17 protein-coding genes and 1 pseudogene are annotated in these 19,172 nt (G+C 62.4%); 9 read left to right on the top strand and 9 right to left on the bottom strand.

What is annotated here, in order from left to right; genetic code table 11:
* Positions 1-4 precede the first annotated feature (4 nt).
* The 3 genes from REH59_RS03585 to REH59_RS03595 all read right to left on the bottom strand — a co-directional run bounded on the left by REH59_RS03585 (position 5) and on the right by REH59_RS03595 (position 3,430).
* Positions 5-1,435, bottom strand: a complete 1,431-nt coding sequence (locus REH59_RS03585) for an aldehyde dehydrogenase family protein (RefSeq protein ID WP_014862066.1) — start codon at positions 1,433-1,435, stop codon at positions 5-7.
* 13 nt (positions 1,436-1,448) lie between these two features.
* Entirely contained in the window at positions 1,449-2,948 is a 1,500-nt protein-coding gene (locus REH59_RS03590) for a purine-cytosine permease family protein (protein WP_010951957.1), read from the bottom strand.
* A gap of 92 nt (positions 2,949-3,040) precedes the next feature.
* Positions 3,041-3,430, bottom strand: a complete 390-nt coding sequence (locus tag REH59_RS03595; RefSeq protein WP_004575697.1) for a YybH family protein — start codon at positions 3,428-3,430, stop codon at positions 3,041-3,043.
* 210 nt (positions 3,431-3,640) lie between these two features.
* Between REH59_RS03595 and ycaC the strand changes: the two genes are divergently transcribed.
* The 7 genes from ycaC (at position 3,641) to REH59_RS03630 (ending at position 11,178) form a co-directional block, all read left to right on the top strand.
* Positions 3,641-4,261 (top strand): isochorismate family cysteine hydrolase YcaC, encoded by a 621-nt coding sequence (ycaC, locus tag REH59_RS03600; RefSeq protein WP_003247424.1) that lies wholly within the window; start codon positions 3,641-3,643, stop codon positions 4,259-4,261.
* A 106-nt stretch (positions 4,262-4,367) separates the two neighbouring features.
* Complete coding sequence (ppk2, locus tag REH59_RS03605) at positions 4,368-5,183, top strand: polyphosphate kinase 2 (RefSeq protein ID WP_003247423.1); 816 nt, start codon at positions 4,368-4,370, stop codon at positions 5,181-5,183.
* A gap of 36 nt (positions 5,184-5,219) precedes the next feature.
* On the top strand, positions 5,220-6,416 hold the full coding sequence (locus REH59_RS03610) for a monovalent cation:proton antiporter-2 (CPA2) family protein (RefSeq protein ID WP_014862065.1): 1,197 nt from the start codon (positions 5,220-5,222) through the stop codon (positions 6,414-6,416).
* A 40-nt stretch (positions 6,417-6,456) separates the two neighbouring features.
* Complete coding sequence (locus REH59_RS03615) at positions 6,457-7,554, top strand: AI-2E family transporter (protein ID WP_003247421.1); 1,098 nt, start codon at positions 6,457-6,459, stop codon at positions 7,552-7,554.
* A 3-nt stretch (positions 7,555-7,557) separates the two neighbouring features.
* Entirely contained in the window at positions 7,558-9,072 is a 1,515-nt protein-coding gene (locus REH59_RS03620; RefSeq protein ID WP_014862064.1) for an efflux transporter outer membrane subunit, read from the top strand.
* Entirely contained in the window at positions 9,069-10,166 is a 1,098-nt protein-coding gene (locus tag REH59_RS03625) for an HlyD family secretion protein (protein WP_003247419.1), read from the top strand. Before REH59_RS03620 ends, REH59_RS03625 begins: the two co-directional genes overlap by 4 nt.
* Positions 10,156-11,178, top strand: coding sequence for a DUF2955 domain-containing protein (locus tag REH59_RS03630; protein ID WP_014862062.1), 1,023 nt, complete (start codon positions 10,156-10,158; stop codon positions 11,176-11,178). The genes REH59_RS03625 and REH59_RS03630 overlap by 11 nt, the downstream gene beginning before the upstream one ends.
* Before the next feature lie 19 nt (positions 11,179-11,197).
* Here REH59_RS03630 and REH59_RS03635 read toward each other — a convergent pair whose 3' ends face one another.
* Positions 11,198-12,910 (bottom strand): SulP family inorganic anion transporter, encoded by a 1,713-nt coding sequence (locus tag REH59_RS03635; protein ID WP_014862061.1) that lies wholly within the window; start codon positions 12,908-12,910, stop codon positions 11,198-11,200.
* A 38-nt stretch (positions 12,911-12,948) separates the two neighbouring features.
* Positions 12,949-13,872, bottom strand: a pseudogene (locus tag REH59_RS03640) (LysR family transcriptional regulator).
* A gap of 116 nt (positions 13,873-13,988) precedes the next feature.
* On the opposite strand from REH59_RS03640, the gene REH59_RS03645 reads away from it, so the two are divergent.
* The gene (locus tag REH59_RS03645; RefSeq protein WP_014862060.1) at positions 13,989-14,837 is read left to right on the top strand and encodes a type 1 glutamine amidotransferase domain-containing protein; all 849 of its coding nucleotides are present in this window, start codon (positions 13,989-13,991) and stop codon (positions 14,835-14,837) included.
* A gap of 15 nt (positions 14,838-14,852) precedes the next feature.
* Positions 14,853-15,575, top strand: a complete 723-nt coding sequence (locus REH59_RS03650; RefSeq protein ID WP_014589659.1) for an SDR family oxidoreductase — start codon at positions 14,853-14,855, stop codon at positions 15,573-15,575.
* 123 nt (positions 15,576-15,698) lie between these two features.
* On the opposite strand, the gene ychF is transcribed toward REH59_RS03650, so the two are convergent.
* The 4 genes from ychF to REH59_RS03670 form a co-directional block, all read right to left on the bottom strand.
* Entirely contained in the window at positions 15,699-16,799 is a 1,101-nt protein-coding gene (ychF, locus tag REH59_RS03655; RefSeq protein WP_003247414.1) for a redox-regulated ATPase YchF, read from the bottom strand.
* A 24-nt stretch (positions 16,800-16,823) separates the two neighbouring features.
* A complete protein-coding gene (gene pth / locus REH59_RS03660) occupies positions 16,824-17,408 on the bottom strand; it encodes an aminoacyl-tRNA hydrolase (RefSeq protein WP_003247413.1) in 585 nt (194 codons plus the stop codon).
* A gap of 79 nt (positions 17,409-17,487) precedes the next feature.
* Entirely contained in the window at positions 17,488-18,081 is a 594-nt protein-coding gene (locus REH59_RS03665) for a 50S ribosomal protein L25/general stress protein Ctc (RefSeq protein WP_003247411.1), read from the bottom strand.
* A 118-nt stretch (positions 18,082-18,199) separates the two neighbouring features.
* Positions 18,200-19,141, bottom strand: a complete 942-nt coding sequence (locus REH59_RS03670) for a ribose-phosphate pyrophosphokinase (RefSeq protein ID WP_003247410.1) — start codon at positions 19,139-19,141, stop codon at positions 18,200-18,202.
* Positions 19,142-19,172 lie beyond the last annotated feature (31 nt).

The following is a 19,172-nucleotide window of genomic DNA, read 5'->3' on the forward strand; positions in this document are numbered from 1 at the left end:
GATATCAGCCCAGACAGCGGGTTACATGCTTGACCGACTGATAGGCTGACAACCCCCAAGGCCCCAGCTCACGGCCGATCCCGCTGCCCTTGGTGCCCCCCCAGGACGTTTCGACGAACACCGCCTGCACCGAGTTGATCCACACATGGCCAACCTCCAGCGCATCGGCCACGCGCTCGGCGCGTTCCAGGTCGGCGGAGCACACCGTGGCGACCAGCCCGAAGCGGCTGTCATTGGCTTCGGCAATGGCCTGTTCCTCGGTAGCAAAGCGCCGTGCGCAGAGCACCGGGCCAAAGATTTCCTCGGTCCACAGGCGGCTGTCTTTCGGCACATCGGTATACAGCGTCGGGCTGACGAACCAGCCTTCACGGTCCAGTGCATGGCCGCCAGCCAGGCACTGCAAACCTTCTTCCCGCGCCGTGGCAAAGTAGCTGGCCACCTTCAGCCATTGCGCCTGGCTGGTCAGCGGCCCCATGTCGACCTCTTCGGTCAAAGGATTACCCACCCGCAGGTTTTCCAGTGCCGCCTGCAAGCGCGGCAGCAGTGCATCGGCAATGCCGTCCTGCACCAGCAGCCGCGATGTGGCCGAACACATCTGGCCGGCGTTCCAGCTGATGCCGGCAACAATCCATTCCACCGCCTGGTCGACATCGCAATCATCGAACACCACGATGGCCGACTTGCCGCCCAGTTCCAGCGTCACCGGCCGGCACTGCGCCGACGCGCTGCGCATCACCTGGCTGCCGACGCTGTTGCTACCCGTGAAGGACAACTTGTCCAGGCCGTTGTGGTTGCTCAGTGCGGCGCCGGTCTCGGCCTTGCCGTTGACGATGTTCAGCACCCCGGCGGGCAGGCCCAGAGCGTCGGCGATCTGGCCGTAGGCCTGCTCGATCAGCGGGGTGACCTCTGAAGGCTTGAGCACCACGGTGCAACCGGCGGCCAAGGCCGGAGCAAGTTTCCAGGCGCTGGTCACCAACGGGAAGTTCCACGGCACGATCAGGCCGACCACGCCCACCGGTTCAAGGCGGGTGCGGGCGGTGAAACCCGGCGCAGCCAGCGGCACAGCGCGGTTTTTCGATGGCAGTTGCTCGGCCAGCTCGGCGTAATAGCCAAAGGTGGCGATGGCGTCATCCAGGTCAATTTCCGCTTCGTGACGCGGTTTGCCGTTATTGCGCATCTGCAGGGTGACAAGCGCTTCACGGCGCTGCCCGAGCTGTTCGGCAAAACCACGCAGGAAGGCGGCACGTTCACTGGCGCAGGTGCTTTTCCAGGCGGGCAGGGCGCTGCGGGCAGCGGCGACGGCCTGGTCGACCTGGCTCACGCTGGCGGCCATCAGCTCGGCGAACGGTTGCCCCAGCGCAGGGTCGTTGACGCTGATGCAGTCGCTGCCTTGGCCTTCGACCCAATGGCCGGCGATATAGTGGGAAGTGGTCATGGTCGGTTTCCAGTCAGGCCATTTCGGCGGTGGTCACAGGCGTATGCGCGGTGCTTTTGCAACGCACCCATCGCGGGCCAAGGGGGCCATACACGCCAGCAGGTTCAGGGAACAGGTTGAGCAACAGCAGGTACAGCACGCCAGCCAGCCCCAGCGTGACCGGCAGGCTCAGGTCGATGCCGCCAGCCAGGTCACCCAGTGGGCCGACGAACTGCCCCGGCAGGTTGACGAAGCACAGGCCGACCGCCGCGCTGGGGATCCACGCCCCCATGCCGCGCCAGTTCCAACCGTGCAGGAACCAGTAGTGGCCACCACGCTGGCCGCGGGTGAATACCTGCAGGTCGTCGGCGTGGTAGAAGCCGCGGCGGGTAATCAGGCCAAGGATCATGATCACCATCCACGGGCTGGTGCAGGTAATGATCAGCACGGCAAAGGTCGATACGCTCTGCACGAGGTTGAAGGTGAAGCGGCCAATGAAGATGAAGCCGATCGCCAGCACGCCGATCAGCAGGGTGGCGCCGGCTCGGCTGAGCAAGCGTGGGAACACGCTGGACATGTCCAGGCCGGTGCCATACAGCGCGGTGGTGCCGGTGGACATGCCGCCGATCACCGCAATCAGGCACACCGGCAGGAAGAACCAGCTTGGCGCTACCGCCAGCAGTCCGCCCACATAATTGTTGGCGGCGATGTAGTCTGGAGCCTGGGTGGCGACCAGGGTGGCCGTACACAGGCCGAACAGGAACGGAATCAGCGTCGCCCCCTGTGCCGCGATCACTGCCAGCATGATGCGTGCCTTGGGGGTTTCGCGTGGAATGTAGCGCGACCAGTCACCCAGGAAGGCGCCAAACGACACCGGGTTGCTCATGGCCAGGATCGCCGCGCCGACGAACGCAGCCCAGAAGCCTGCCTGGCCAAGGTTTACGCTGCCTGCGTAGCCGGCATCGAAGGGCCCGGCAAAGGCGACGATGCCCAGCAGGAACAGCAGGCTCGAGGCCCAAACGGCAATCTTGTTGACCCACAGCATGAAGCGGAAGCCAAAGATGCAGACCACCAGGACCAGCACCGCGAACAAACCATAGGCCAGACCGAGGGTCAGGTCGGTCTCTGGCAGGCCGGCCAGGCGCTTGGCACCACCGACCAATGCATCGCCCGAGCTCCACACCGAGAGGGAGAAAAACGCCACCGCCGTGAGCAGCGACAGGAACGAGCCGACGATGCGCCCGTGTACGCCAAAGTGCGCGCCCGATGAAACGGCGTTGTTGGTGCCGTTAAGCGCGCCGAACAGCCCCATCGGTGCAAGGATCAGCGCGCCGATGCCAACGCCAAGCAGAATCGCCCACACACCCGCCTGGAATGACAACCCGAAAAGCACCGGGAAGCTGCCCAATACGGCGGTAGCGAAGGTATTGGCACCGCCGAAGATCAGGCGGAACAGGTCCAGCGGGGAGGCGTCGCGTTGATCGGCGGGGATCTGTTCGACGCCGTTGGTCTCGATACCGGTCGAGTGGCTCATGGTGGTGCTCCAGCGCGGTTGTTGTAGCCAGCGCAGTGCGCGGGCCTTTTTGTGGGTGCGATGGCAGGGCGGCAGCGCCGCGTAAAGGGTGATCAGGCCGGTGTTACGACCGACAGGTGCTCGTGGCAGGCCAGCCACTGGTCACCATGGCGGCGGAAGACAATGGTCTCGCGCTCGCTCAACGGGTGCTCTTCACCGCCGATGCGGATACGCGTGGCCACATCGTGCATGAAAACAGCCACGTCGCCTTGCAGGCTTACATGGGCGTTGCCCGATTCGCAGGCAAGCACGGTAAAGCCCTCGGCCTGCCACTGGGCCCACAGCTCTTCATAGGCGCGACGCGACAGCAGCGGATACGGCAAGGTGTGAAACAGAAAGGTGGCGTCTTCGCTGAAGCAGGCGAAATAGCGGGCGGTGTCGTTGCTGGCGAACGCCGCGACGAGGTCGGCGGCAGCTTGCCGCACTTGGAGTGTCTGGTCCACGGGAGTGGCCTCACGGTTTTTTGTGATTGTGGTGAAGCGATTCTGGTGGCGGTTGGCGAGGGGAAAAATCGCTGGCGGCAAATAATCAGTTCAGGAATTTGTGAAGTGATGGGGCACATGGCAGTACAGGCAAGCCGACTGACGGTCTCTCCCACCCTCCATCCTTGCCTACGCTGATACTCCCAACCCGCTGAAGCAAGGAGATCCACTGTGACCTTCCAATACAAGCGTCTGGACAAGAACAACGCAGCCGTACTGCTGGTCGACCACCAGACCGGCTTGCTCTCGCTGGTAAGGGACATCGACCCCGACCGCTTCAAGAACAACGTCTTGGCCCTGTCTGACCTGGCCAAATACTTCAAGCTGCCGACCATCCTCACCACCAGCTTCGAGACGGGGCCCAACGGCCCGCTGGTGCCGGAGCTGAAAGAGCAGTTCCCTGATGCCCCCTACATTGCACGCCCGGGCAACATCAACGCCTGGGACAACGAAGATTTCGTCAAAGCGGTAAAAGCCACCGGCAAGAAACAGCTGCTGATTGCTGGCGTGGTCACTGAAGTATGCGTGGCTTTCCCGGCCCTGTCGGCGTTGGAGGAGGGCTTCGAGGTATTCGTCGTCACCGACGCCTCTGGCACGTTCAACGAACTGACCCGTGATTCGGCCTGGCGACGCATGGAGGCTGCCGGGGCGCAGCTGATGACCTGGTTCGGCGTGGCCTGCGAACTGCACCGTGACTGGCGCAACGACATCGAAGGGCTGGGTACCCTGTTCTCCAACCATATCCCGGACTACCGCAACCTGATGACCAGTTACAACAAGCTGGCCAAATAGTGCCTCCCGGGGGCTGCACGGCAGCCCCCACATCAATCTGCAAGCGAAGCGGCAAACTGGCATTAATCGACCATACTCACTCTTCATTCGCCTTCAGGAGCGTGTCATGTCGAAGCCGTCCAGGAAGCCCCCCAAAAAACAGCCAGAAAAGCTGGGCGGCAAGGCGTACGAAAAAGCGCTCAAGAACCTGCATGTAGAGTTGGTGAAGCTACAGGAGTGGGTGGTCGCCAAGGGCCTGAAGGTATGCATTGTCTTCGAAGGCCGCGATGGCGCCGGCAAGGGCGGCACCATCAAGGCCATTACCGAGCGTGTCAGCCCGCGGGTGTTTCGTGTGGTGGCGCTGCCCGCACCGACCGAGCGGGAAAAGACCCAGATGTACGTGCAGCGTTACCTGGGCCATCTGCCTGCGGCGGGTGAAGTGGTGATCTTCGATCGCAGCTGGTACAACCGTGCGGGCGTTGAGCGGGTAATGGGCTTTTGCTCTGGCGAGCAAGTGGACAAGTTTCTGACCGGAGTACCCGGGTTCGAAAGGGTCATGGTCGATTCAGGGATCATCCTCATCAAGTACTGGCTTGAAGTCAGCGCCGATGAGCAGACCCGGCGCCTGCAGGATCGCATCAACGACGGCCGCAAGCTGTGGAAGTTGTCGCCGATGGACCTCAAGTCGTATAGCCGCTGGGATGAATACACCCAAGCGCGTGACGAAATGTTCCAGGCGTCGGATACCGCTTGGGCGCCGTGGTTCATGGCCAACTCCAACGACAAACGTCGCGCCCGGCTGAATATCATCAGCCATCTGCTCAGCCGTATTCCCTACAAGGATATAACCCGCGACCAGCACGTGAAGCTGCCCAAACGCGGCAAGATCGGCAAGTACAAGGCGGTCGCCTACCCGTTCAAGTTCGTCGAAGAACGTTTCTGAACCCCTCCCTGCAGGGAGCTGCGAAGGTACGAGCTCATGCCACATGACGGCAGCCTGTTGCAGGCGACGGTGGTATTCCTTTTGGCTGTGGTGCTTCTGGTACCGCTGGCGCAGCGTCTGAAAATGGGCGCAGTACCGGGATACCTCTTGGCGGGTATCTTGATTGGTCCGTCGGTGTTTGGCCTGCTCGGCAACCCGGACAACGTGGCGCGGCTGTCGGAAATGGGCGTGGTCATGCTGTTGTTCGTGATTGGCCTGGAGTTGTCCCCAAGGCGCCTGTGGACCATGCGCCGGGCGCTATTTGGCGTCGGCAGTTTGCAAGTGGGGCTGACCGCCGTGCTGCTTGGGCTACTGGCATTCTGGCTGTTCGACCAATCGAAACCCGCCGCCATCGTGCTGGGGCTGGGCCTGGCGCTGTCGTCCACCGCTTTTGGCTTGCAGGTACTGGCCGAGCGCAAGGACCTGGGCAAACCTCATGGCCGCCTGGCCGTGGCCATCCTGCTGTTCCAGGACATTGCCGCCATTCCCTTGATTGCCGTGGTGCCGCTGCTCGGTGGCGATGTCAGCACTGCTGACGAAGGTGCCTGGCCTTTGTTGGCTGTAGCTGTCGGCATTGGAGTGCTGATTGTTTTTGGCCGTTATCTGCTGACCCCGATATTCAAGTGGACGGTGGGTTCGGGCCTGCCTGAGCTGTCGACCGCCACGGCCTTGCTGGTCGTGCTGGGCACCGCTTGGTTGATGGAGCATGTGGGTGTGTCGATGGCGCTGGGGGCGTTTCTGGCCGGTGTGCTGATGGCCGAGTCGCCGTTCCGCCATGAACTGGAAACCCAGATCGAGCCGATCAAAGGCCTGCTGCTTGGATTGTTCTTCGTTGGCGTAGGTATGAGTGCCGACCTGCGCCTGCTGTTCGGCATGCCGCTGATGGTGCTGGGCCTCACCCTGCTGCTGGTGGTGATCAAGCTGCCCTTGCTGTATGGCCTGGGGCATACGGTCGGTGGGCTCAACCAGGCCCAGGCGTTATGCCTGGGCGTGGTGCTGGCTTCGGGCGGCGAGTTTGCCTTCGTGGTGTTCAAGCTGGCGCTGGAGCACCAGGTACTCACCCAGCAGGTACACGACCTGCTGGTGCTGGCCATCACCTTGTCGATGGCGGTGGTGCCCTTGGTCATGATGGCCCTGGCGCGGCAGCTGCGCGATGACAGCCCTGTACAGGCATCCCCTGAAACGGGCCAGTGAATTGCGCCTTGCTGGCGCATTGGGTATCGGGAGGTGAATCATGCAGTCGAGTTTCAAGCTGGACAGCGCCCTTTCGCGGGGCTTGCTCGATGTGCTCATCAAGGCCGGTCTGGTAGCAGCCTTGGTGATCTTCGCTTTCCAGGTGTTTCAGCCGTTCCTGGAGTTGATGATGTGGGCGGTGATCCTGGCGGTTACGTTGTACCCGTTGCATTGCCGTATCCAGCGCCGCACCGGGCTCAAGCAAGGCTATGTGGCGACGCTGGTGGTGCTACTGGTTCTGGTGCTGCTGCTGGTACCTATCTACCTGGTGATGATGTCCATTGGCGAATCGGTGGACAGCCTGGTGACGCTGCTCAAGAGCGGCGCCTGGAGCGTGCCGGTCCCGCCTGATTCCGTGGCGACCTGGCCACTGATCGGGCCGAAGGTGCATGCGCTGTGGTTGGCGGCCTCCGAAAACATGGCCAGTGTGCTGAATCAGTGGATGCCCCAGATCAAGGGGGCCGGGCTAACGGTGCTGGGCGCTGCGGCCAGCGCCGGTGGGGCTTTCCTTCTGTTCATCGGCGCAATCATCATTTCCGGGGTCATCATGGCCTTCGGTGAACGCGGTGAAATCGCTGCCCAGCGCATCGCCATGCGGGTTTCAGGCGCAGAGCGCGGTAAACCCCTGGCCACGCTGTGTACGGCTACCATTCGCGCGGTGGCACAAGGGGTGATTGGCATTGCCTTCATCCAGATGCTGCTGATCGGTGTTGGTTTTATCGTCAAAGGGGTTCCTGGTGCCGGGATGCTGGCCATCGTCATCCTCATGCTGGGCATTGCACAGGCCCCGGCGACGCTGGTGACCTTGCCGGTGATCATTTATGTGTTCAACGCCGAAGGCTTCACGGTGGCGACCATCATTTTTGCCGTCTACACCTTTGTCGCCGGCCTTGCCGACAACGTGCTCAAGCCGCTGCTGCTGGGGCGCGGGGTCGATGTACCAATGCCGGTGGTACTGATCGGCGCATTGGGCGGGATGGTGGTCAAAGGCATCATCGGCTTGTTCATCGGCCCGGTAATCCTTGGCGTGGCCTACGTGTTGTTCTGGCAATGGGTTGCGCTGCAGGTGCCGGAGCAACCGGCACCACCTGCCGCCTGAGCCATGCCCAACCGCTGCTGTGGCCTGGGGCTGCTGATGGTGCTGGCCGGTTGCACCCAAGTCGGCCCGGATTTTGAAAAGCCCCAAACGCCGTGGTTGGGCAGCTGGAGCACGCCAATGCTGGAGCAGGCCGGGCGCAGCGCGGCGGCGCCCGACCTGCGCCAGTGGTGGGCAGTGTTTGCCGACCCAACGCTGGACGCGCTGATAGCCGAGGCCGACGCCAACAACACCAACCTGCGCGTGGCTGGCCTGCGTATCGCTGAAGCCCGTGCCCAGTTGGCCATCGTGCAGACCGGGCGTTATCCGCAGCTGCAGCAACTGAGTGCGCAAAGCCTGTACCTGAAGCAGGATCAGTCTGGTACGCCTTCGGCCCGTGATTCGGTGTTCTGGCAATCCAGCGTGGGCTTCGACATCGGCTGGGAAATTGACTTCTGGGGCCGCTTCAGTCGCGCCATCGAAAGCGCCGATGCCGTCTACTTCGCCTCCCAGGCCAACTACGCCGATGCCATGCTGCTGCTGCGTGCGCAAGTGGCCGACACCTACTTTGCCCTGCGCACTGCCGAGGCGCGGCAGGCTATTGCACAAGAGAACGCCAAGCGCCAGGCGCGTAGCCTGGAGATCACCGAGCGGTTGTTCCGCCACGGTGAAAATGACGAACTCGACTGGCAGCAGGCGCGTACTCAATACCTGGCGACCCAGGCCACCATTCCCGAGTTCGAGAACCAGCTCAATGCCCTGCGCAATGTGCTGTGTTCGCTGCTCGGCCGCCCGCCTGGGCCGCTGCCGCAGCTGGCGGCCGGCCATGGCCAACTGCCCTTGCCCAACCGGGCAGTGTTGCAGGATGTACCGGCCAGCCTGCTGCAGCGCCGCCCGGACATCCGTGCCGCCGAGCAGGCAGTGGCGGCGCAGTCGGCGCTGGTCGGGGTGGCCGAGGCCGATCTTTATCCACAGCTGAGCTTGCTTGGCAGTATCGGCTGGACCTTTTTATCGGCCAATCATCTGCCCGACACCTTCGACCTGGCGGCTGGCCCAAGCCTGATCTGGAACCCGTTCGACTATGGCCGGCGCAAGAACACCGTACGCGTGGAAGATGCCCGCTTGCAGCAACTGATCGAGTTGTACCACCAGGGCGTGCGCGAAGCCGCCCGTGAGGCCGACGATGCTGCCAGCGGGCTGGTGCGCTCGCTGCAGAGTGCAACCATTCGCGACCAGGCCTCTCAGGCTGCGCAGCGCTCGCTGAATCTGGCCAGCTCGCAATACCGCGAAGGCTTCGCTGATTTTCAACGGGTGCTCGATGCTCAGCAACTGCTGTTGCAGCAACAGGACGGTTACCTGGTCAGCCGTGGCAACGCGGTCAGCAGCCTGGTGACTTTGTACAAGGCCCTGGGTGGTGGTTGGGACGCCAGCCGCGCGCCGATCGACCCGGCGACCCGCCAGCAAATGCAGCAACGCACCGACTGGGGCGAATTGCTCGACGAGCCAGCCCCCTCCGCGCATGCACAAGGTGAAACCGAATGAGCGACGCCACGCCCACGCCGCCCCCGTCAGCCCCGGATCGCGGCATGCGCTGGGTGCTGCTGCTGATTGCCGTCAGCCTGCTCTGGTACTTGCTGGCTGACCGCTATACGCCGTACACCCAGCAAGCTCGCCTGCAGGCTTACGTGGTCCCGGTGGCCGCCGAAGTGGCCGGGCAGATCAAGCGTGTGGCCGTAGGCAACAACCAGGAGGTGCGCCAGGGCGATGTGCTGTTCGAACTCGATCAGGAGCAGTACCGCATTGCCTTGGCCCGTGCCGAAGCCGACCTCGATACCGTGCGCCGGCAGATCGGCGCCAGTACCGCCGGCATCGATTCGGCGCAGGCAGCGCTGGTGGCCGCCCAGGCCAACGAACGCAAGGCGCGGCAGGACGCCGAGCGCCTCAAACGGCTGATTGACGAGGACCCCGGTACGGTGTCGGTGCGCCGCCTGGAAGGCGCCCAGGCCACCCGCGACCAGGCCATCAGCCAAGTGGCGGCAGCCCGCGCAGAGGTAGAGCGCGCCCGTGAGCAGCAGGGCGGGGCACAGGAAGACAACGCCCAGCTGCGCAGTGCTGCGGCCAATGTGGAAAAGGCCCGCCTGGACCTTGCCCGTACCGTCGTGCGTGCCGACGCGAACGGGTTGATCACCGACCTGCGCACAGACGTTGGCCACTATGTCGGGGCAGGCAGCCCGATGATGACCCTGATCAGTATCCATGATGTGTGGATAAGTGCCGACATGACCGAGAACAACCTCGGTCGCTTGCGCCCTGAAACCCCGGTGCTGGTGGTGCTCGATGCGCTGCCGGGCACCGTGTTGAAAGGGCGTATACGCAGCATTGGCTATGGCGTGAGCGTGGGCCAGAGCACGCCGCCGGGTACGCTGCCGACCGTGCAGAATAGCCGCGAGTGGCTGCGTTCGGCGCAGCGCTTTCCGGTGATTGTCCAGCTGGAGCGCGACCAGCTTCAGGACAAGACCGTGCTGCGGGTCGGTGGTCAGGCCGAGGTCATGGCCCTGCCCAGCGAAGGCAACCCACTGAACCTGCTGGGCCGGTTGTTCATGTGGCTGATGAGCTGGCTGTCGTATGCCTATTGAATGGCGCCGCTTGCGGGCGCTGCGCCTGGCCTGGGGTGTGGCGTTGTGCCTGGCGGTGAGCTTTGGTATCGGCTTGCCGGTGCCGATCCTGGCGCCGGTGTTTGCGGTGCTGTTGCTGGCCATGCGCAGTCAGCCATTGCCCCTGCGTGCGGCACCGGCCCTGGCGTTATTGGTGCTGCTCGCTTGCGGCAGCGGGTTGCTGCTGATTCCGCTGTTGCGCCATGCTCCGTTGGCCGGGGTGTTACTGGTCGGGGTGGGTGTTTTCCTGACCTTGCGCTATGCACTGAAGGGCGGCAACGGCCTGCTGGCCAACCTGCTGGTGGTCGGCCTGACCATGATCGCCGCTGCCGGCACCAGTGACTTCACCCTGGCACTGTCGGTGGTCGAAGCGCTGGCCAAAGGCATGCTGCTGGCAGTGCTGGGCACGTCAGTGGCGCACAGGTTGTTCCCCGAACCTGCCAATGCGCCAGCACCGCCGGTGCCGCCGCTGCTGGGCAGCGAGCATGTCAGCTGGGTGGCGCTGCGTGCCACGTTGATCGTGATGCCGGCCTTTCTGCTGGCATTGATCGCTCCTGACCAGTACATGCCGTTGATCATGAAGGCCGTGAGCGTGGGGCAACAAGCAGGCGAAACCCGCGCGCGGCACGCCAGCCGGGAGCTGATCGGTTCAACCTTGCTTGCCGGGGTGTTGGCGATAGCGCTGTGGGTAGCGCTGAGCCTGTTCGTTCACCTGTGGATGTTCTTTTTGTGGGTACTGCTGTTCGCCCTCTGGCAGGCTCGGCGCCTGTACCAGGCGGTGCCGAGCCGGCAGAGCCCGGCGTACTGGGTCAGTTGCCTGACGACCATGTTGATCTTGCTGGGGCAGTCGGTGCAGGACAGTGCAGGTGGGCAGGATGTGTACAAGGCATTTGCGGTGCGTATGGCGCTGTTTCTGGCGGTGTCGGTGTATGCCAGCGCCATGTTGATCTGGATTGACCGGCTTCGGAGGCGGCGCGGGCTTCTTCGCAGTTAAGCCCGCTCCCCCAGGCCATTCAGGGCTGCCAATCAACCCCACTCTCTTCCAGATAGGCATCCACCGCTGCGCCCACCGTTGGATGAAAGGCCTTCTCCCCCATATGCTCGAACAACTCGAACTGCCGCATCTTGTCCTTCACCGGGTCCTTCATTTCGGCGAACTGCAACTCCACCCCCCGCGCCTCCAATGCCCGGTCCAGCTCGGCCAGCATGTCCGCCGAAGTGATATCGATACTGGTCACAGGCTCAGCGGCAATTACCACCCGCTGTACCGGCGTTGGCGACGCGTCTACCGCCGCCATCACTGTGTTCTGGAACTGCTCGGCGTTGGCAAAGAACAACGGCGCGTCCCAGCGCAGCAGCACCAGCCCTGGAATACGCCGGGCCTGTGGATAACGCTGCATGTCATGGTAACCGCGCAGCCCATCCGCCCGGCCAAGCACCGCGTGGTGCGGCCGCCAGCCGTCCCACAGGAACTCGATCACCGACACCACCACGGCAATGCAGATACCGGGAATGGCACCGAACACTGCCACGCCGACAAAACAGGTGAACGACAGCCAGAACTCCCACTGCTGCATGCGGAAGATACGCTTGAGGTCGGCAAACTCGAACAGCCCCAGTGCAGCGGCAATCACCACCGCAGCCAAAGCGCTGTTGGGCAGGTGCTGCATCAGATTGGGCGCTACCAGCAGCAACAGGGTTACCGCCAGGGCGCCGATGATGCCGGTGAGCTGGGTCTGCGAGCCGGCAGCTTCGGCCACTGGGGTGCGCGACGAACTGCTGCTGATCGGTATGCCCTGGAACAGCCCCGAGGCCAGGTTGGCCACGCCCAGGCCGAACATTTCCTGGTTGGGGTTCACCCGCATCTTGAGGCGCGCGGCATAGGAGCGTGACAGCACACTGGTGTCGGCGAACGACACCAGCGCCACTGCAATCCCGCCCAGTAGCACCTCGACCAGGTCAATGTCGCTGACCCAGGGGAAGACGAAGCCGGGCAGGCCCTGGGGCAATTGCCCGAGTACCTTGACGCCCATCTGATCGAGGTTGAACACGCTCACTGCCAGCGTCGCCAGTACCACGGCGATCAGGATGCCCGGCAGGCGCTTGAACGGTTTGAGCAGCAGAATCAGCGCCAGGCTACCGGCACCCACGACAAAGCTTGGCCAGTGCCCTTGGCCGGCGTATAGCGCCTGGCCCAAGGACCAAAGGTCGCGCAAGGGCCCTTCGCTGTCGACTTTGATGCCGAACAGCTTGGGCAACTGGCTGATCAATACGGTCAGGGCGATGCCGTTCATGTACCCATAGCGGATGGGCTTGGACAGCAACTCGGTGATAAAGCCCAGGCGCAGCAGCCCGGCAATCACACAGAACGCCCCTGCGACCAAGGCCATCATGCTGGCGATGGCGATCGCCCGCTGCGGGTCGCTGGCCGCGTATTGCACCACCACCGCCAGGATAGGCGCGGCCAGCGCCGAGTCCGGGCCCAGCACCAGAATACGGCTGGGACCGAACAGGGCATAGGCCAGCAGAGGGATGATGGTGGCGTACAGGCCATAGATGCCGGGGACGCCGGAAGCCTCGGCGTAGGCGATGCCCACAGGCACCAGCATGGTGGTGAGTACCAGGCCGGCGGCGATGTCCTTGGGTAGCCAGGCTGCCTTGTAGTGGAGCAGGGTGACCAGGCCGGGTAACCAGCGTTGCCAGTCGAAACGAGTGGGGTGGGGCATGGTGTCGGCTCTGGGCGAGAAGGGCGCTGAACCTCAGCTTAGATGCTGGGATCGAGTGCCGCTTTGCGGCCCGTTGTCATCAAAGAATCGATCAATGCCCTGCTGGCCCCCGACAGCTGGCGATGTGGCGGATAGATGACCGAGAAGGGCCGTCGGGCCCCCTCGTAATCCTCCAGCAAGCGCACCAACCGGCCCCGCTGCAGGCGTTCTGCGACTATGAACTCGTAGGTCTGGCAGATCCCGACACCTTGCTCGGCCAGTGAGATGCACCCCAGCACATCGTCCGCCACCACCGGATTTCCCTGCGGAACGAAGAGCAGTTCCTCCTCTCCTTGACGGAACTGCCAAACGCCTGGCCTGCCATTGCTGGGCATGATGAAAGGCAGGCAGTTGTGTCCGGCCAGTTCCGCCAGTGATTGCGGCCTGCCGGCACGCGCGAGGTAAGCTGGCGCGGCCACCAGGCATAGTCGAGCCTCCTCTAGCCGACGCGCCACCAGGCTACTGTCCGGCAGGTCGCCAAGGCGAATAGCCAGGTCATACCCTTCGGCCACCAGGTCGACATTACGATTGGTGATGTTCAACTCGACCTGCACTTTCGGATAGCGCAGGGCGAAGGCTGCCAGCATGGCCGGCAACCGGTGATGCCCATAAGTGGTCGGTGCGCTCAGGCGCACACGGCCCTATACTTCGCCATGGCCGCTCAGGGCTTGCTCTGCGCTGGCGATCTGCTGGAACGCAGCGCGCGCCTGCTCGACGTATTCCAGGCCACTGTCGGTGAGGCTCAAGCGACGCGTGGTGCGGCGTAGTAACTGCACCCCCAGGTGCAACTCAAGCCGCGAAATGGCCCGACTAACCACCGACGGGGTGGTCGCCAAGGCCACCGCTGCCGCACTGAGCGAGCCACGTTCGACCACTTCCAGCAGCGCCTCGACATCCCCCAGGTGACCAAACCGTCGCGCCATTTTGTTCTCCAAAGCAAAAATGCTTTTCTACAGGCCCAATTTATCGCTTGTCTGATCGCCAATAAAGTGTCGGTCAGTGCACGGCATCCCGCCTGTGCCTGAATGGAGGGAATGCTATGCGCACTTACCAACGACTGGCCCTGGCTGCTGTCATAGGCAGCGCGAGTCTGGGCGCTCATGCGGCGAACGTCCTTGTGGTACTGTCTGACGAGAGCCACCTGGAGCTTCGCGACGGCAAGGCATTTGCAACCGGTTTCTACCTCAACGAACTGCTGGAGCCGACCAAAACGCTGCTGGACGCAGGCCATCAAGTTACCTTCGCTACTCCCCTCGGTCGCGCGCCGACGTTGGACCGCAGCTCGGCCGCGGCCCAGTACTTCGGCAACGATCCGAAGCAACTGGAGCAATATCAGGCGCTGCTGGATCAGCTGCAGCTTACTTCTGCGAAGCATTCGCCGGTGATCAGCCTGTCCCGCGTGGAGCAGATTGGTTATGGCAACTTCGATGCAGTCTATGTGCCTGGCGGCCACGCCCCGATGCAAGACCTGCTCGCCGACCCGGCGCTGGGGCGTCTGCTTCGCGCTTTCCACGCCGAGGGTAAAACCACCGCGCTGGTTTGCCACGGTCCCATTGCTCTGCTCTCGGCGCTGGAACGGCCGCAGAAGCTGATCCAGGCACTGGAGAGCGGGAACCGGACAGCAACGCCCGAAGACTGGATTTATGCCGGCTATCGCATGACAGTCATCAGCAATCAGGAAGAAGAACAGGCCAAGGGCCTGCTCGGCGGAGGGCAGATGAAGTTCTATCCGCAGACCGCCCTGGAGCGCGCCGGTGGGCAGTATCAGAGCAACTCATCGCCGTGGGCGCCTAATGTTGTCATCGACCGCGAATTGATCACTGGGCAGAACCCGGCGTCAGCGGCCCAGGTGGGCCAAGCCATATTGCATCGTCTGCAAAAACACTAACGGTAGAGACACGCCATGACGCAACGTACTTTTCTTGTTACAGGAGCCAGCAAAGGCATCGGCCGGGCAATCTCCGAGCAACTGGTGGAGGAGGGCCATCAAGTCGTTGGTATCGCCCGCCAGGCTGCGGATGCCAGCTTCCCCGGCGAACTGATCGCCACCGACTTGAGCGACTCAGAGCGTTTGATTGCGACACTGGCCGACTTGACCAAACGCTATGCATTCGACGGCCTGGTAAACAATGTGGGCCTGGTCCGTCCCCAGCCACTGGGCGAAATTGACCTGGCAAGCTTCGACGAAGTAATGCGGGTCAACCTGCATCCCGCGCTGCAGGCGACCCAAGCGCTGCTGCCAGGGATGCGCGAGCGCTGCTGGGGCCGCGTGGTGAATATCTCCAGCCTGACCGTGCTCGGCATTCGTCAGCGCACTTCTTACGCCGCTGCAAAGGCAGCGCTGGTCAGCTTCACTCGCAGTTGGGCGCTGGAACTGGCCCAGACAGGAATCACGGTTAATGCAGTTGCTCCAGGGCCGATCGAGACCGAACTGTTCCGCAGTGGTAACCCGGTAGGCAGTGCTGGCGAAGCCGCCTATATCGACGGCGTGCCGATGGGGCGGCTCGGGCAGCCACACGAGGTCGCTTCGGCAGTCACCTTCCTGCTCGGGGATCGCAGTGCTTTCATTACCGGGCAGACAATCTACGTAGATGGTGGCGCCTCTATCGGTCGCAGCGGTCTTTGATGACTGGGGGCAGGCGGCTACCCATGGGAATACGGTAGAACGAATGTTCCCACCCTGCATCCCAGAAAAACAAAACCCCTGAGGTGCAGACCTCAAGGGTTTGTAGTTACAGCAGGCTAACGCTTAGACGTTGAAGCGGAAGTGCATCACGTCGCCGTCTTTGACGATGTAATCCTTGCCTTCCAGACGCCACTTACCGGCTTCCTTGGCACCGGCTTCACCCTTGAACTGGATGAAGTCGTCATAGGCCACCACTTCAGCGCGGATGAAGCCTTTTTCGAAGTCGGTGTGGATAACGCCGGCTGCCTGCGGGGCAGTGGCTCCGACGCGAACGGTCCAGGCGCGTACTTCCTGCACGCCGGCAGTGAAGTAGGTCTGCAGGTTCAGCAGCTCGTAACCGGCGCGGATCACGCGGTTCAGGCCAGGCTCTTCCAGGCCCAGGGCCTCGAGGAACATGTCCTTCTCTTCACCGTCTTCCAGCTCGGCGATTTCTGCTTCGATCTTGTTGCACACCGGCACCACGACCGCGCCTTCTTCCTCGGCAATGGCCTTGACCACGTCCAGGTGCGGGTTGTTGTCGAAGCCGTCTTCGGCCACGTTGGCGATGTACATCACCGGTTTGCTGGTCAGCAAGTGGAAGCCACGGATGACGGCCTTTTCGTCGTCAGCCATGTGCTTCATCAGGCTGCGCGCAGGCTTGCCTTCGGTAAAGTGCGGGATCAGCTTTTCCAGAATGGCCTTTTGCGCCAAGGCATCCTTGTCGCCGCCCTTGGCGTTGCGGGCTACCTTCTGCAGTTGCTTTTCGCAGCTGTCGAGGTCGGCGAAGATCAGTTCGAGGTCGATGATCTCGATGTCACGCTTGGGGTCGACGCTGTTGGAAACGTGGATCACGTTCTCGTCTTCGAAGCAGCGCACCACGTGGGCAATGGCGTCGGTCTCGCGGATGTTGGCGAGGAACTTGTTGCCCAGGCCTTCGCCTTTCGAGGCACCGGCAACCAGGCCGGCGATGTCGACGAATTCCATGGTGGTCGGCAGGATGCGGTTTGGCTTGACGATTTCAGCCAGCGCAGCCAGGCGAGCGTCGGGCATAGGCACGATGCCGCTGTTCGGCTCGATGGTGCAGAAAGGGAAATTCTCCGCCGCGATGCCAGACTTGGTCAGGGCGTTGAACAGGGTGGACTTGCCGACGTTGGGCAGGCCGACGATGCCGCAATTGAAACCCATGGGTATTCCCCTCTCTAAAGGAAATCAGGCCTTCTGGCTGTGCAGCTCGCGCATCGCCTTGGCGAAATCGCCGGCAAGCACGTCCGGCAGCACGCCGAGGGCAAAATCGATGCTGGCGTCGAGCTTCTCCTGCTCGGCGCGCGGCGCGCGGCCCAGGACGAAGTTGGATACCAGTTTGGCGTCACCCGGGTGGCCAATGCCAAGCCGCAGGCGGTGGAAGTCGTTCTGGTTACCGAGCTGCGCGATGATGTCGCGCAGGCCGTTGTGCCCACCATGGCCGCCGCCGCGCTTGAGCTTGGCAACGCCCGGGGGCAGATCGAGTTCGTCGTGTGCCACCAGTATCGCTTCCGGCTTGATGCGGAAGAAATTGGCCAAGGCCGCTACGGACTGGCCGCTGCGGTTCATGTAGGTGGTGGGGATCAACAAACGAACGTCGTTGCCCTGATGGCTGAATTTAGCCGTCAGGCCGAAATACTTTTTGTCAGCGGTCAGCGAAACACGCTGGGCGCTGGCAAGGCGTTCAACGAAAAGAGCCCCTGCGTTATGCCGGGTCTGTTCGTATTCGGGGCCGGGGTTACCCAGGCCAACGATCAACTGGATGGCGGTCACGTCAGGGGCTCTTCCTTGGAGTTGGTGGGTTACAGTGCGCGCGGCACTGTAACCCGATCAACGCCGGCGTGCGAGTGGATTACTCGGCAGCGCCTTCTGCTTCTGGAGCAACGCGTGGAGCGTGAACGTTGGCAACAGCTTTGTCATCACCGTGGGCCAGAGCAACGAACTCTACGCCTTTCGGAGCTTTCAGGTCCGACAGGTGGATGATGGTGCCGATTTCGGCGTTGCCCAGGTCAACTTCGATGAACTCAGGCAGGTCTTTGGCTTCGCAGGAAACTTCGATCTCGGACTCAACGTGGGAGATCTCGCCGCCTTTCTTGACCGGGGCTTCTTCGTTGATGAAGTGAACCGGAACCTTGGCGGTCAGCTTCTGGCCAGCAACGACGCGAACGAAGTCAGCGTGCATGATGAACTGCTTGGCTGGGTGGCGCTGCATGGCCTTGATGATGACGTTCTGCTTAACACCGTCAACGTTCAGTTCGATAACGTGGCTGAAGGCAGCTTCGTTTTCGAACAGCTTGGTGATTTCCTTGGCCAGGATGGTCAGGGATTGAGCTTCTTTATCACCACCGTAGACAACGGCTGGGATGCTCAGCGAGTGACGCAGGCGGCGGCTCGCACCTTTCCCCAGGTCAGTACGCGCTTGGGCGTTCAGAATAAAATCAGTCATTTTGTTTCTCCAAAATAGCCCCCCGAGGGCGTTTGCGACCAGCGCCAACGGGGATGGCAAAAAAGCCCCGCCCCAACACAGGTTGGGGCGGGGCGCTTCACATCAACACGTGTCCCGCTTAGCGGAACATCGCGCTGATCGATTCTTCGTTGCTGATGCGGCGTACCGCTTCAGCGACAACCGGTGCGATATCCAGCTGGCGGATACGATCACAGGCTTGAGCAGCGGCGGACAGCGGAACGGTGTTGGTCACCACCAGCTCGTCCAGTACCGACTTCTCGATGTTCTCGATGGCGCGGCCCGACAGGACAGGGTGCGTGCAATAGGCGTAAACCTTGGCAGCGCCGTGCTCTTTCAGGGCTTTGGCCGCGTGGCACAGGGTGCCGGCGGTGTCGACCATGTCGTCTACCAGGATGCAGGTGCGCCCTTCGACGTCGCCGATGATGTGCATAACCTCGGAGTGGTTAGCCTTTTCGCGGCGTTTGTCGATGATACCCAGATCGACGCCCAGGGACTTGGCGACAGCGCGTGCGCGCACGACACCACCGATGTCCGGGGAGACGATCATCAGGTTCTCGAAACGCTGGTCTTCGATGTCGTCAACCAGTACGGGCGAGCCGTAGATGTTGTCGACGGGGATATCGAAGAAGCCTTGGATCTGGTCAGCGTGCAGGTCGACGGTGAGTACACGGTCGATACCTACGACAGTGAGCATGTCAGCAACAACTTTGGCGCTGATGGCTACACGTGCCGAACGCGGACGGCGGTCCTGGCGGGCATATCCGAAGTAGGGAATCACGGCGGTGATTCGGGATGCTGAGGAGCGGCGGAAGGCGTCGGCCATCACTACCAGTTCCATCAGGTTATCGTTGGTCGGGGCACAGGTCGGCTGAATAATGAAAACGTCTTTACCGCGAACATTTTCATTGATCTCAGTACTGATCTCGCCGTCGGAGAATTTACCGACAGAGACGTCACCGAGAGGGATATGCAGCTGACGTACGACACGCCGAGCCAGATCGGGGTTAGCGTTCCCCGTAAAGACCATCATCTTGGACACGCGCAGTACCTGAAGGCTGAGGGTATACCTG

It is taken from the genome of Pseudomonas sp. BO3-4, assembly GCF_034044115.1.
Lineage (GTDB): Bacteria > Pseudomonadota > Gammaproteobacteria > Pseudomonadales > Pseudomonadaceae > Aquipseudomonas > Aquipseudomonas alloputida.